The organism is Caballeronia sordidicola, from assembly GCF_002220365.1.
Classification (GTDB): Bacteria; Pseudomonadota; Gammaproteobacteria; order Burkholderiales; family Burkholderiaceae; genus Caballeronia; species Caballeronia sordidicola_C.
Genome location: NZ_MTHB01000276.1, coordinates 27,378 through 41,620, shown reverse-complemented (window position 1 = coordinate 41,620; position 14,243 = coordinate 27,378). Strand labels below are relative to the sequence as shown.

Annotated in this window: 15 protein-coding genes; all 15 read left to right on the top strand. The window is 57.4% G+C overall.

All coding sequences use genetic code 11. The features are described from left to right. Positions 1 to 379: 379 nt before the first annotated feature. The 15 genes from BSU04_RS40055 (at position 380) to BSU04_RS39985 (ending at position 14,242) form a co-directional block, all read left to right on the top strand. The gene (locus BSU04_RS40055; RefSeq protein WP_089165740.1) at positions 380 to 841 is read left to right on the top strand and encodes a hypothetical protein; all 462 of its coding nucleotides are present in this window, start codon (positions 380 to 382) and stop codon (positions 839 to 841) included. Between the two features lie 49 nt (positions 842 to 890). Then, entirely contained in the window at positions 891 to 1,187 is a 297-nt protein-coding gene (locus tag BSU04_RS40050; protein WP_089165739.1) for a hypothetical protein, read from the top strand. 591 nt (positions 1,188 to 1,778) lie between these two features. Then, on the top strand, positions 1,779 to 2,171 hold the full coding sequence (locus BSU04_RS40045; RefSeq protein ID WP_089165738.1) for a hypothetical protein: 393 nt from the start codon (positions 1,779 to 1,781) through the stop codon (positions 2,169 to 2,171). Next, the gene (locus BSU04_RS40040; RefSeq protein ID WP_089165737.1) at positions 2,168 to 2,632 is read left to right on the top strand and encodes a hypothetical protein; all 465 of its coding nucleotides are present in this window, start codon (positions 2,168 to 2,170) and stop codon (positions 2,630 to 2,632) included. Before BSU04_RS40045 ends, BSU04_RS40040 begins: the two co-directional genes overlap by 4 nt. Positions 2,633 to 2,886: 254 nt before the next feature. Continuing rightward, positions 2,887 to 3,351, top strand: coding sequence for a hypothetical protein (locus BSU04_RS40035; RefSeq protein ID WP_089165736.1), 465 nt, complete (start codon positions 2,887 to 2,889; stop codon positions 3,349 to 3,351). A 101-nt stretch (positions 3,352 to 3,452) separates the two neighbouring features. Continuing rightward, positions 3,453 to 4,991 (top strand): hypothetical protein, encoded by a 1,539-nt coding sequence (locus BSU04_RS40030; RefSeq protein ID WP_089165735.1) that lies wholly within the window; start codon positions 3,453 to 3,455, stop codon positions 4,989 to 4,991. Between the two features lie 252 nt (positions 4,992 to 5,243). After that, positions 5,244 to 6,275, top strand: a complete 1,032-nt coding sequence (locus tag BSU04_RS40025) for an ATP-binding protein (protein WP_089165734.1) — start codon at positions 5,244 to 5,246, stop codon at positions 6,273 to 6,275. Between the two features lie 136 nt (positions 6,276 to 6,411). Further along, positions 6,412 to 7,329: a hypothetical protein gene (locus BSU04_RS40020; protein WP_089165733.1), complete on the top strand. Its 918-nt coding sequence runs from the start codon at positions 6,412 to 6,414 to the stop codon at positions 7,327 to 7,329. Between the two features lie 13 nt (positions 7,330 to 7,342). Continuing rightward, the gene (locus BSU04_RS40015) at positions 7,343 to 7,630 is read left to right on the top strand and encodes a hypothetical protein (RefSeq protein WP_089165732.1); all 288 of its coding nucleotides are present in this window, start codon (positions 7,343 to 7,345) and stop codon (positions 7,628 to 7,630) included. Positions 7,631 to 7,632: 2 nt separating this feature from the next. Next, positions 7,633 to 8,859: a vWA domain-containing protein gene (locus BSU04_RS40010; protein WP_089165744.1), complete on the top strand. Its 1,227-nt coding sequence runs from the start codon at positions 7,633 to 7,635 to the stop codon at positions 8,857 to 8,859. Between the two features lie 403 nt (positions 8,860 to 9,262). Continuing rightward, the gene (locus BSU04_RS40005) at positions 9,263 to 10,312 is read left to right on the top strand and encodes a CpaF family protein (protein ID WP_089165731.1); all 1,050 of its coding nucleotides are present in this window, start codon (positions 9,263 to 9,265) and stop codon (positions 10,310 to 10,312) included. A gap of 31 nt (positions 10,313 to 10,343) precedes the next feature. After that, positions 10,344 to 10,679 carry a conjugal transfer protein TrbC gene (locus BSU04_RS40000; protein WP_256983824.1) on the top strand — a complete coding sequence of 112 codons (336 nt, stop codon included), beginning with the start codon at positions 10,344 to 10,346 and terminating at the stop codon, positions 10,677 to 10,679. Between the two features lie 46 nt (positions 10,680 to 10,725). Then, positions 10,726 to 10,989: a conjugal transfer protein gene (locus tag BSU04_RS39995; RefSeq protein WP_089165743.1), complete on the top strand. Its 264-nt coding sequence runs from the start codon at positions 10,726 to 10,728 to the stop codon at positions 10,987 to 10,989. Next, a complete protein-coding gene (locus tag BSU04_RS39990; protein WP_089165729.1) occupies positions 10,983 to 13,445 on the top strand; it encodes a VirB4 family type IV secretion system protein in 2,463 nt (820 codons plus the stop codon). The genes BSU04_RS39995 and BSU04_RS39990 overlap by 7 nt, the downstream gene beginning before the upstream one ends. A 29-nt stretch (positions 13,446 to 13,474) precedes the next feature. After that, a complete protein-coding gene (locus BSU04_RS39985) occupies positions 13,475 to 14,242 on the top strand; it encodes a type VI secretion protein (protein ID WP_089165728.1) in 768 nt (255 codons plus the stop codon). Position 14,243 lies beyond the last annotated feature (1 nt).

The window sequence follows — 14,243 nt, the reverse complement described above, 5'->3', positions numbered from 1 at the left end:
CTCGCCCTTCGGGCTCCTTTCGACGCACCCGATACCGCCCATCGATGCCGTCGACAACAAGCACCGAACAGCTCTGCAGAACAGGAATCGTTTCGCATTTCTGATCGACGCCGCCATCTGGTGTCGGATTCTGACCGCCGTTCACATCCTATGATCTCAACCGCAAAACATGCTCTTGACAGCCTTCGCTGGTACGCCAGACAGGACTCCGAAGCGTGGAAGATGTTGTTTTTTATAGGGAGCATTGTGCTCCTCTCGGCCGGTATCGCATCCATCAGCTAGTCCGGTTCGAACCTCCATTTATCGTTGTTCGTTTTCTTCCCAACGGGGCAAACCAAGCCCTCAGGGATGGAATGCCTCGATTCTCGTTGAGGCCTTCATGTTCAAAGCTCTGCTTTCCCTTTTCGTGATCTCCATCCTCACCGGTTGCGCATCTGCGGATTTTGGCTCGCCGAATACGTACCAGCGCTACGACGTACAGCGCATTGGCCAGATGGAACAGGCGACGGTCATCCGCGTGCGGCCCATCACTATCGAAAGTAATTCCGACTCGTCGGGTTTGTCTTCAATCGTGAGTTCGGTCGCAGGTGCGTTCCTTGGCTCCCAGGTCATCGGGAACGGGCGTGGCCGCTACATCTCGGGTGCACTGTCGGGTTCGGCCACGGGTGTTATTGCCCAGCGCGTGAGTTCGATGATGTCGCACCACAGCGGTCTCGAAGTGTTTCTGCTTCGCGGCAATGGCCAAACGGTTGTCGTGAGTCAGGTTGACGACCAGCAGTTCGTCCCTGGCGAGCATGTGTATCTGGTCAACAGCGGTTCCGGGTATCGGATCACGCACTGATCGGGCGCTTTTCTTTTCACTTCAATCTCAGTCTTAGGAAATCTCATAAATGAACACCTACGAACTTGCTGGACACGGCTGCACAACCGGTTGGAACGCAAGGACCAACGATGTGAACGGCGAGAATTTGTACAAGATGCGTCCGATTGAGGTTGCCGCACAGGCTGCAAATGTGACGGAATTCCGGGCGATCATGCTTGATCCGGCGTTTGAGCCTGACGGCGCACGCGTTCGCTATTTCGCGGAGGTTGGCCGTCTCTCTAGTGACATGGATGCAGAGGCGCGGTATGCGCGCTTGCGTCCCGAGTTGAAGTTGTATGAAGAGCGTTTTACCCAAGTAGCTTAGTTCACAGCGGCGTCTCCTGACGCCGCTTCAATCCTTTCCCTTGCGGGGCAGTTCTCCCGCAAGGGACCTGCCTCGCTCTTTTTTAGTGAGGTAGCACATGGAATTCCCACGATTGGTATACGCCGACCGTGCGGCAGCGAGTGCGGGCACGAGGGCGGCGCTTCGAACACGAGACGGGATTTCCGTAGAACTCGACCAGATGGTCTCCACCGCAAGTAGGGGGTGTGGACAAGTGTATGAACTCTTTGCAGATCGGTTTTCGGAATGCGTTGACAATTTCCTTCGCGATTTGGAGTCGCCCTATCGCGAAATCGCTTTAGAGCTTGCGACGCAACGGGGGTATTACACGCCTCAAGATCGCATGGAGGCACTGCGAGAGCGCGCAAACGATGGCAGTTGCTCTCTTACTGGAATTGACCCGTGGTGCTGCCCCTGCGGGCGTCACGAATAGCAAATGTCTCAAGTTGTACGAATAGGGTTTGTTTTGGAAGTAGCGAAATAAGCGGGAGTGTCTTATTGACGCCGCTTTCCTTTTTCCCTTGCGGGGCACTCCGCAAGGGAGCTGCCTCGCTTTTTTTAATGAGGTAGCACATGAAATTTCCCCGGCTGTTTTACTCGGACCGCACGTCGGCAAGCGCAGGCACGACCGCTTCACTTCAACGGCATGCCGCGCGAGTCTTGCGGCGAGTCGCGCACGACCTGCGGTTGCGCAGCCATGAAATAGTCGTCCAGCCTGGCCGCTGCACCCGGTCCGCTCGCGTGTCGCTTCGCACCGAGACGCTCTTCCTCGATGTGCTCGACAAGCCATGCAAGCAGGGAGTTGCATTTTCCTTCCGCACTCGCCGGGACCGAAAGGACCTGACGGGCGGAGGAGATAACTACGTCTCACTCGAGCAGCTCGAAACCAGAGCCGGATATCGGGCGTTCCTGGACGGCCTGCGCCTGGCTGGCGGGATCAACACCTCGTCGGGAGCCCGTAAATGAAGCTCGCGACGGTGAAGGTCGAATACACCTGCGGACTGACGCTGACCGACCGGGTCACGCTGAACGTCTCAACCGGTGAACTCCATCTGCCGCCCCGACTCACCGAAGTCATGGCCGCGGTGGGCAAGTCCGAGTGCTCGCCAGAAGTCAGCCTTGAGTACCGGGGTCATGTTTTGGCTGTTCACGCTGGAGCGGCCGGGAGCTACGACGTCACGCTGCCCAAAAATGGTCCGCCCGGTATTAGGCGGGTATTTAATTCCATTTTGTTTCCAACGAAGGATCAGCGTCAGCAGAACGGGCGGTTGCTTCACACGTTTTGCGCGGGCTCGATAGTGGGCGCGGTAGGGTACGCACATGCCTCTGGAAATTGGGATATCCCGACTGTGGTGAACACGGCCTCGCTCGCGTGTCTTGGAGTAATATTGTGGTACGTAGGCTTTCAACTCATGAAAGGAGATTAACGTGGGTGCGACTATTTTCACTTTTGTACTGGGCGTGTCCATCGCAGGATTTTTCATGTGGACGGGCCTCAAAGGTCAGAAGCGCGATCGCGAACGCGATTGGCATTGATTTAGACAGATAGCGTGGCGTAAGCCGTGCAACAGAACCAGGCTGCACCCTAACCGGGTGCAGCTTTTTTTTCGTCTGCTCGCTTACCGGCGGGTAGAACGCAACTGGCGCGCTTCGGCGCGTTTTTTCGTTTAAGGAGCAAATCATGATGCAAATTGGACAGATCGTTCTTGCGCAAAAAGATCTTGCCGCGCGGGCGGTTGCGGCCAGCGCTGAAGCGCTCGCAACGGATCCAAAGGCAAGAATCGACACAGACGGGAAGACGGTGGGTGAAGTCTACGGATCACTGTGGGCATTTCTTTACCGCAGCGAGATGGAGCCGGAATGGCTCACGCTGGCTAACACCCGCGATCACGCCGACGAACAAGCATACGGTGCGCGTCGCAGCCGGATGTGGCCGTCACGTGTTGTGTTCGACCGAGTCTCGGTTTCGGTATGTATCGGCAATTCGGAGGGCTGGATTGTCCATGTGGATTGGATTACGCGGCCCGCATCCGATGATCTTGAACGCCGCTATGCAGTGATGCCGCTGCTTCGCGCGAAGGTTTTCAATCGCAATCAGGCATGGGAGTTAGCGCGCCTCATCGCGCATAAGCTCGACGTCGCTTAAATCCTTTCGCAGCTTCATTTTTCTTCGCGCCATCTGGCGCTTCACCCTGACGGGCATCGACCCGACCAGGGACGATTGCCCGCTTTTTTTGTGAGGCAATCATGTTCCACCTTTCGACCGTCAATTTTTCCCGCTCCGTTGCAACGTTGCTCGAGGTCCTCGAGCTCTTTCAGAACAACGCTCACTTCCGGTCCATCGAATCGGCCGACGTCAGTCTGAGTCATGCCGGCCATCCGATGTGCGTCACGAAATTCGACGGCAAACTTACGGTGCGCATGTCCGGCTCGATGCCCGATCTGTTCCTGGCCATGCTTGACGAGATCGATGGCGCATATTTTCGGCCGCACGGCAAGCGGCTTGATCCGTGGCAGATTCGTCGCGCGCACTGGCAATTGCTGTTCTTTGCATTCGAGTTGTCGACACGCCCGTTGTACCTGTTCACCTCCGATCAGGTCATTTCATTTGCCAACAACGGGTCGGCCAGCCTGTTCCAGCTCTGCGAGTCAGAAGCGCGTGCCCGTTTTGGATTCGGCGCTGGTGGACCTGCCGTGTCACATGGATCGGGGCAGCTCAACGGGCGGCACGAGGTGCATCTCGCCTATGCGCTCGCTGCTGGCGCTCCGATTCCAGAGGCGGTGCTTGCAGACTATGCCGCGCTCGCGGAGCCGTTTGGCAATGACATTCGGTGGGCGAGATCACTGGTTACCGTGCCGGAATTGCGCGGCGTCATGCCGGTCTCAAAGCTTAGAGTGCTCATCAGCGTGATGACGCATTCCCGGCAGTCGATATCGTCAGCAAATGCGGCAGTACTGGCGATGGTCGCGAGGTTGCTGCCTAACGAGCCGACCTATGTGGAGGTCGACGATCTGTTCTGTCGTCACGGCCTGCTGGAAGCGCGTGCGCTACCGGAGACCTACTTCGAAGCCGTCGATATTGGCGCACCTGTGTCGCCGTTTGCGACGGTTCTGCGGCGTGTCATGGCCGACGAGCGGAAAGCTTCGACGCTGGAACGCTTGGACGAGAGGCGTGCAGCGCGCGAGATCAGCCAGCGTGAGTACGACCTACATCGACATCTTGCGGCGCTGGATCACGGCCGCACGACGTTCGAGTTCGCCAATCGCATGGCGCTCGCCATAAAGAATGCTGATATGCACCTGTTGGTTGATGTCCTGGATCGTCCTGACGATGCGAACCGGTGGACGAAAAAGGCAGTCCGCGAGTTTTATGGAGTGAAACTCACGGGGGTATCAGCCAAGGCGCGCCGGCGAGCGATTTTCGCCCTCGCAGGTTTGGACGATGTTCAGCAACTGGAATGGGAGCAACGTGCGGCCGCAAGTCGCGAGGCCGAAACGGTTACCCGTGACACCGAACGTGCGAAAGCGCGGGCCGAGTCTGCGCGATACCGTTACGGCAATATGGTGATTACGGGCGTACAACATGTCGAGCAATCGATCGCGAGCGGATTTAGCAAGATCGCGAGCTATCGATATGGAGCAAGTCAGCGCTATAGCCTCGTTGCAGGGAATGATGACAGCGTCGAATCAAGGACGCTTCGCGTGAATGACGGCACGCTCGCGTATGCGCAGTATCTTCTTTCGCAGCAAGGCCAACGGGCCGAACAAGCGACGCAATCCTCTTGACCCCAAACCCGGCGCTTAGCGTCGGGTTTTTTTCTGCCCTTCGATATCGGCGTCGTCGAAAGCCGGTATGAAAAGACGACGTTTCGCATGGTTTGCGTCGCGCAGCGTGCATAAACTTCATCCATCAACCGCGTCCTCGACGCATCGACCTTCCGAGCCACGCTAACCCGTTGGCCGGTTTCATCTACCCCACAGGGACCATGTCCCTTTGGGCGTTGGCTTTGTGGGGTTTTTCTTTTCAGGAAACCCATCATGCAAGTCACGTCCTCGCAACTGTTCGAGCTGCTCTCACTGTATGTACCGAAGCGCCTTCCGGTGTTGATCACTGGACGCCCTGGTATCGGCAAAAGCGACATCGTCGAACAGGTCGCGCAAGCCACTGACCACGAACTGCTCATCAGCCATCCGGTTGTTGAAGATCCGACTGATTCAAAAGGCTTGCCGTTTCCGTCTCCGTCTCCGGACGGGCTGACGGCCAAGTTTCTGCCGTTCGGCGACCTGGAGCGCGCTTTGTCCGCAAGACGGCCGCTCATCTGGTTCCTCGATGATCTCGGGCAAGCCTCCCCAGCGGTTCAGGCGGCCAAGATGCAGCTTCTGCTCGCCCGACGCATCGGTGAGCACGTCTTGCCGTCCAACGTCACCTTCCTGGCGGCGACCAATCGCCGTACCGACAACGCGGGTGTGACCGGGATTCTTGATCCGGTGATATCCCGGTTTGCGACGGTCGTCGAGCTCACGCCGACGATTGCTGATTGGACAACGTGGGCGGTTAAGGCGGGCATCCCGCCGGCGCTCATCGCATTTCTACGGTTCCGTCCCGATCTGCTGTCGGTTCAGAAAACCACCCGGGACATCGAGAACACGCCGAGCCCTCGCAGTTGGGGCTTCGTCGCGAAGACGATGGACGTGGTGCCGAAATCCCTCGAACACATATCGTTCGCAGGGTCGGTCGGCGACGGGGCAGGGACCGAGTTGGTCAGTTTCCTGCAAATTTTCCGCGAGTTACCGTCCCCTGACGCGATTCTATTGAATCCGGACACGGTGGCTATTCCGGAGAATCTGGCGGCGCTATATGCAATCAGCGCGTCGCTCGCCGCGCACGCAACGGAGGCGAACTTCGATCGACTGATGGTCTATGTGGATCGCATGATCGCCGGGGACTTGAGCGAGTTTGCGGCGCTTCTGGTTCGTGACGCTTTACGCCGTACGCCGACGATTGCCAATTCCTACGCGTTCATCAACGCGCAGGGCGGTCCGCTCGGGAAAATCATCCGAGGCGAATAGGCCTTCTTCCGGTTTCAACCCTTTCCCATGAGGCACGGCGCGTCGCAATGGCGCGCCCGCCTCATTTTTCGTTGTCCGTTTCCCGCTTCATCCAATCCCTTTCTCTCTTTTTCAATCCATCTTTCTGGAGTTTTCCATGAACTCGTCTATCCAATCGAAAGTCATGCTGTGCTCGGTTACGATTTCCACTTGGGTCGCCCGTCGCTACGACGGCAAGGTCACAGAGGAAGTCGAGAAGTCGCATCAGGCCAAGGGCATTGGCCGATTTAACAAGCGCTTGTTGCCGGAGTACGCGCCGAGCTTCGCCGAAGTCCTGACGCTGGCAAGCCGCATCAGATCGTATTTCTACGATCACACGTTGAAATACGACCAGTTGGGCGTCCGGCTTTTGCCGACGATGGTCTATATGGAGTTCGCCGAGAAAATGCGTTCGTTGAAAGACGAATTCGACTTGGCGGTATCCGTTTTCCAGACCGACTACCTGGACCTGAAAGAGCGCGCGCGAATCGAACTGAATGGACTTTTCAATGAGGCGGATTATCCGACCCTTGCTGAACTGTCCACGAAGTTCGGCGTCAAGATGGCCGTTCTGCCGTTTCCCGATGCCAGCCAGTTTGGTGTTGAGTTACCCGACGACGTTTTGACTACGCTTAAAACCGAACTGGATCAGCACGTTCTCGCCTCGATCTCGAGCGCGAATGATGATCTGGTTGGCCGTTTGTACGAGGCGGTCTCGCAGATGGCCTCGCGGCTGTACGCAAGCGGCAATGTACGGCTGGACGTGGCCAACAACGTTCGCGAGTTGTGCGCTCTCTTGCCCAAGCTCAATTTCTCGAACGATCCGAAGCTCACGCACATCCTCGAGCAGGCCAAGACGCATCTAGCTGTGCACACGGGAGCGGATCTCAAGGAATCGTCGGTCTTGCGTTCTCAGGTGGCCACCAAGGCACACGAGATCGAAGGGTTGATGGCCGCTTTCATGGGCATGTCGCCGTCGTCGCCGATTCCGGAGGTCGAGGACTCATCGGCCATGCAACTGCGCCTCGTGGCCTAAAAGGAGAAACGCCATGCAACGCATCATCGCAACGTTTCATCCGCAGACGTGGGTCGAGCGCAAGCGGGTCGATGTTGAGCCGCTTGGTGAGGGTTCGTTCGACGTTACGGACTTCCTGCGTGAATTAGGGGAGGTTGCCGCGCGCAAAATAAGGGACTACGACGACTCCTCCGACGATCTCGCGTCGTTGCCCAGCGCGCCGGAATGGATCAGAAGCTGGCCCGGTCCGTTCTTCGTGACTGTCGAGCAGTCGATTGATGAGTACTTTAAATTCGTCAATGTCACGTGGGATTGGGCATGAGTATCGATCCTCGCATTTCGAAGCAACGCACGGCGTTGGTGCTCTCGCAACCGTTTTTCGGAGCACTGGCGCTTCGCCTGAAAGTTGTCGAGGATCCTTCCTGCGAGACGTTGTGGGTGGATGGGGAATCTCTGGGCTACAACCCGGAGTACCTAGCCAGCCTTAACGACCTCGAAGTGAGGGGGGTGATCGCGCACGATGTTCTCCACGTGGCCAATGGCCACTGCTGGCGGATGGGCGCGCGGGATCCAAAGCGCTGGAATGAGGCGTGTGACTACGCGGTCAACCCGCTGGTGCTCGATGCTGGTTTGCTCCTACCCAAGGGCGCTTTGTTGGATGTTCGCTTTACAGGAAAGTCGGCCGAAGAGATTTACGGGCGGCTGACCGAAGAGGCGCGACAAAAGGCGAAGAGACCTGGAAAGCAACCAGAGATGCAGCCGGGGAAGCAACCCGCTCGGGGACCCGATAAGCAACCGGGTGAGCCTGATCAGAACGACGGTCAGGGTCAATCATCAGGCCCGGCCGAACAGTCGACTCCGGTGCCCAATCCGTGCGGTGAGGTTCGTCCATATCAAGGCGAAGACAAGCCAACGAAAGAAGCGGAATGGAAAGTCGCCGTCATTCAGGCTGCGAAAGCGGCGCAGATGCACGGCAAGCTTCCTGGGTCGCTTCAGGCAATGGTGGGCGAGGCTGTCCGGCCGGTGGTCGATTGGCGGGCGGTGCTGCAACGGTTTGCCCAGCAGGCAAGCCCGAGCGACTACAGCTTCTCCATGCCCAATCGTCGTTATCTGCATCTGGGGTTTTACCTGCCCTCGTTGCATATGCCGGCGATCGCAGACGCGGTGTTCGTGCGGGACTCCAGTGGCTCGGTAACCGCCGAGACGCAGGCACAGTTCAATGCGGAGATCCTGTCGACGTTCTATTCGCTTCAACCGGCGCGCTTGATCGTGATGGACTGCGACACGCGCGTCACTCAGGTGCAGATTTTTGAACGAGGTGACTCGCCGGAAATTTTGCCTGTGCGTGGTGGAGGCGGAACGGCGTTCGTCGCGCCGTTCGAAAAAATACTGGCAGAGGGAATCAACCCGGCGTTTCTAGTCTATCTGACAGACATGCACGGGCGATTTCCGGCTTCTGTTCCGTATTTCCCCGTGCTGTGGGCGTCGACTACGCCGCTAACGCGCGCGAAGAAAGCGCCTTTTGGAGAAACCATGGAGGTAATTTGTTAGACCCCGCAAGGTGCGGGGCACATCGTTAAGACACAAAACCCGGCCTCTTGCCGGGTTTTGTCGTTTACGGGTCCGATTTCACAAGATGAAATTACATCTACCCGGACGAGCTAAGTCCTGGTGATCTAGTTGATAAAACATCCCTATACGCCCGGAAAGCTATGCGATTTTCGGGGTCTTTCTCGGGAGTGGAGCTTATCGTGATAAAGCCCAATCGATGGGCCCGTCAAATCTGACCGTTTTGCGGGATACCGTTTGTCGCCCGCTACCTAATCTTCGGTTCACTGTAAACGGGACGGGGCCAATCCCCGAAAGCAGCCTCATTTTGCATCCCTTTTGAATCGTTTCGGCCGTGCCCTCGCGCCAACAATAGTCGCATGTTAGATCGCCCTCTTAGGCACGCATGTCCGACTTTGCCGACAACGCTTTACTGAAACTTCGTCCGCTCGAAACGGAAGCAGTAAAGATGTTTTTTGAAGCTCTTTCGCCGCTGAAGGAGCAACTTGACGCGCCTGATCTCGCGGAAATCATGATCAACGATTTCGGCAATGTCTGGGTCGAGCATCGCGGGGTCATGTCCAGAGTGAACGTCGATCTGCGCCCCGCGCATCTGGAAGCCGCAATTCACTCCCTTGCCTCGTCGGTCGCGAAGTCCGCGCGCGCCGGCAGCGACAAAGGGATCATCAACGCTGGTCATAAAAACCTCCGGATCGCGGCGGTGATGAGTCCCACGGCAATCGATGGCCACGCGTTGAGTATCCGCAAACACCGGCAATCGAAGCTCTCGCTCTCGGACTACGTCGCGATGGGCGCATTCGCAGCCGCTAACGCTCGCCCGGAGATCGCCGAGGCCGTCGCGTTTGAGGAGGGCATCGAGAATGAGGCGCTGATGCGTGCGCTCGTCTCGCTGGTCCAATCCCGCAAAAACGTGCTGGTCGCCGGCGGCACGTCGGCGGGTAAAACGACGTTTTTGAACGCGATGATCGAGACCATTCCACCGGATCAACGCGTGATCACCATCGAAGACACGCAGGAGTTACAGGTGCGCGTGCCCAACCGCGTCCGCTTGCTGTCGAACGCCGATACCAACGTCACCACTCAGTTGCTCGTCGCGCTTTGCCTTCGCTTCAGGCCCGATCGCATCATCGTCGGCGAGGTGCGCGGCGGCGAAGCGTACGACCTGCTTCAGGCACTGAACACCGGCCACGATGGTGGCCTCGCATCGATTCACTCAAACAACGCTCGCACGGCGCTTAGCCGTCTCGAGAGCCTTGCCATGCTCGGCATTCCGCCTGGTTCACGCTGGGAATTGGAAGACATGCGCAAGAACATCGCCGATTGCTTCAACTACGTGGTGCATTTCAAACGCACGGGTGAGATGCGCCACGTATCTGAAATCCTTGAAATTCGGGGTTTTCGTAATAACGACTATGACCTTAAACGTGTTTTTTAATCGGGAGCATCAAATGAAGCATAGGAAGTGGATGAAAACGGCATCAGCAATCGCAAAGAACCTGAAGCCGGGTAAGCCCATGCTTGTCGGCGCGATCCTCAGTGCATTCTCAGTTGCGGCGATGGCAGCGGGCAGCATCACGGACCTTACAGGTTTGACGGACATTATCTGCACGATCAGCAACTTGATTAGCGGACCATACCTGTACGGAATCGGCATTGTGCTGATCACGATTGGCGGTGTAGCAGTCGCGAATTCCGAGAGCAATATTGCGAAGACGTTTTCGGTGGTTCTGGTTGGGCTCGGTATTGCATCGGTTGCCGTGCCAATCATGAAGGATCACTTCGGCTTGGCGCAAACCTGCTGATATGCGCCAGCACAAGGTCAGTCGGGGGCTGTCGCTGCCGCGTCAGATGGGCGGGGCGGATCGCGGCCTTGCCATCTTCAACGGCACATTGACAGCGCTCCTTTGCTACACAAGCTGGAGCCCGTCGTTCCTCGTCGTTGGCTTTCTCGTTCATATCTTCTTGCGTTGGAAAAGTTCGACCGATCCATGGTGGCGAATTGTGATGCTGGTCTACAACCGCTACCCGGACGTGTATGAGCCGGGACCTAACGCCAAATTCAGCGCGCGCTTTAAACGGCCTTACGGTTTCGATCAGGACCTCTCATGCTGAAATCCATGTTCACCAAGCGCTCGGTACAAGAAATTGCGCCGTGGATGACGATGATTACGCCCGAGGTCATTCTGGACAAGGACGGGTCGCTCCTCACGGTGTTCGAATTCGACGGCATCGACGCTGACACCCCGAACCCCGGTGATATCACTGCCGCGCGTGAAAACCTCGACCATGCATGCCGCAACTTCGATCACCGGATCACGGCTTGGTGGCGGATGTCGCATCGCCGCGTGAAGGGGGAGATGTCAGGCGAATTTGCATCGAAAGCGGACGCCCGGCTCGACGCCATCAATCGAGAGAACATTGGCAGCGGCAAGTACTTCCGCAATTCGCATTCACTCGCGCTCGCGTTCACCCCCGAGACTGGCATATCGCGGATCTTCGACAAAATCGGCTACCACTTGACGGTAGGCGGCAAGAATCTGGCGGTCGCGATGTTCGAAGCTGCGAAAGACCTGGTGCTCGCGCGAAGCGCCTTCGTTTTCGACCTGACGAAGATCCAAAACGAAATCAAACGCTTTGAAGCCGTGATCGACGGTTTCGCAGGCGGCGTCACGCGGCTCAAGATGCGGCGCCTGCAGCTGCAAAACGCCCTGTCGTTCCTGCACCAGCGAGCCAATCCAAGCACCCCGAAGCGGCGCGTGCGATATCCGGTCACGATGCTCGATACGCACCTCACTGAAACCGAAATCACGATCGGTGCGTCCGAACTCATGTTCGAGTCGGCGCACGGCAAAATATATGCACGCATCATTGGCGTGAAGGAATGGATGGGGTTCCAGGAGGCGGCGCTCGACGTGTTGGCGCAAGTCGACGCAGAGCTGGACGTCTGCGTGATGTTCCGGTTTCTGGATACGTCCCGAGCAAGCGCCTACATCAAGAAAATTCGGGGTTTCTATAAGGTTGCAGCCTTTAACCCAATTGCGATTTTGAAGCAGTGGGCCACGAAGGAAGAGCAGAAAAACGACGAAGGCCGCGAAATCCTCGCGAAGGAGGCGGGCGCAGCGCTCGCCAAACTCGACGCTGAAGGCCAGCAGTATGGGTTCGCCAATATATCGGTGGTGGTATACGGCAGCACGCTCGAGGAATGCGAAGACGCGACGCGCCAAGTCGTGGGAGTGATAGGCAACGCGGGATTCGGCGTCATCCAGGAGCGAACCAATTTGTTCGCCGCGTGGAGCGCGACCTTACCTGGCCGGTGGGACCAGCAGAAGCGTCTGCAGTTCGTCGAAACGCCGGCAGTCTCCGATATCGCGCCTCTCACGAGCGTCGGTGAAGGCTCCACAGTCAACGAATGGTTGACGCAGCAATCGGGTACAAAGACCGGCCCGCTAACGTGCTTGCCCACCCGCCACCGCACGTTGCAGCATGTTGATCTGCATCACCCGGGCGGCACGGCGCACGGGCTTGTTGTTGGTCCGATCGGGGCGGGTAAGTCCGTCATTCTCAACTACCTGATGTCGCAGACCGGACGGCATAACGCGCGCCGGATTCGGTTTGACAAGGACCGATCGACCCGCATCCCGACGCTGCTTGGCGGCGGTCGATTCATTGATGCGACGGGCCGTTTCGAGGCCGCAACGTCTGTCAATCCACTCTCTCTTCTTGGCGAAGAGAAGCATTGGCCGTACGTGGCTGAGTGGGTGAAGCTCGTCATCGAAGGCGAGGATTTTACGTGCACGCCAACGCAGGAAACGGAGATCTTCGAGCGCATCAAGACGCTGGCCGAAGCGTACTCGCCCGACAAGTGGCGTCTCTCGGGGCTCATCACACTCCTGCCCGCTGAATTGCGCGAACGCCTTCAGGTCTGGACGGAAGGCCAGAAGAACGGCCGGTTCTTCGATCACGTCGAAGATGGCTTTGCCCTGTCGGACGACTTGTCTATCGAGATGGGGGACCTGTTCCAGAACTACCCCGTTGCGGCCGCGCTCTTCATGGATTACGCGTTTTACCGAATCGCCCAGATTCTCGACGGCAAGCGCTACACCGTCATCGAAATCGAAGAGGCGGGGTTTTTCTTTACCTATCCAAAGTTCTACGCGCGACTGGAAATCTGGGCCGTCACGATCCGTAAGCTGAACGCGGCGCTACTCATGGCGACGCAGTCCCTCGGCCAACTGGCGCGGGTCGCCAACTTTGAGATTCTGAAAGAAAACATCCCGAACCTGATCTACCTGCCCAACAGCGACGCGCTCAATAACAAAGGCTTGTACCGCGACGTCTTCGGCTTGACGGATCACCAGATCCACATGATCGCGAACGCGGTTCCCAACCGGGATTACCTGTGGGTCACGGCGAACCAGACGCGGATGCTGCAGGCCTCGTTCTCCAAAGAAGCGTTGGCCTACCTTCGCTCCGACGGTCGCGCGCAGGCCATTCTGGACAAGCATGTGAGGTCGGGCGTGGACAACTGGCAGGACGCGTACGTGCGCGACGTGCTCGCCAACGCTTAGAAACACTCAACGAAAGGATGACTTAAATCATGTTGAAGAAAACGGTCGGTCGGATTGCAGCGCTGTGTGTGATGACGTTTCTACCTTTGGGCGTTGCGCACGCATGGGACATCGTGTTCGACCCGACGAACTTTGCAAAAAACACGGTCACGGCCGCCGAGGCGGTCAAGTCTGAGGTCTATCAGAACACGAATCTGATCTATCAATATCAGATGATGCTCAACCAGCTAAAGCAGGCGACCAATCTGAATCCTGCCGCGATGCTCTCCCAGGCGCAGACGATTTCGAACGACATCAGCAGCCTGACCAAGTACACAAACGGCTTGACGTCCCTCTATGGCGGCTTGCAGAGCAATGCGCAGTACCTCACGAAGGTGCAGTCGCTCATCACGCAATCAGGCAAGACGCCTCAACAATGGCTCACGGATCAAAACACGCTCCTGCAAAACAACAATACGACAGCCCAACAGCTTTTTCAGCAAGGCAATGACGTCGTTTCGCATGTCAGCACGCTCGCCCAGCGTCGTCAGGAGATTCAGAATCAACTGAGTATGTCACCGACACAAGAGGCGACCGCGCAGCTCACCACGCACATGCTGGATATTGTGTCGAGCCAGAACGGCGACATGCTGACGATGATGGCTGCCAAGCAACAGAGCGATGCGGTCGACAAGCAAGCTCAGGTGGCAAGCGCGCAAGCGAGCAATGCCGCGCAATCGTCGCTGCAGACGCTCCAGGCGCAAGAACGCGCAGCGTATCAAAGCAAGATTTCATCCTCAACGACGCTGGGGCAATAAC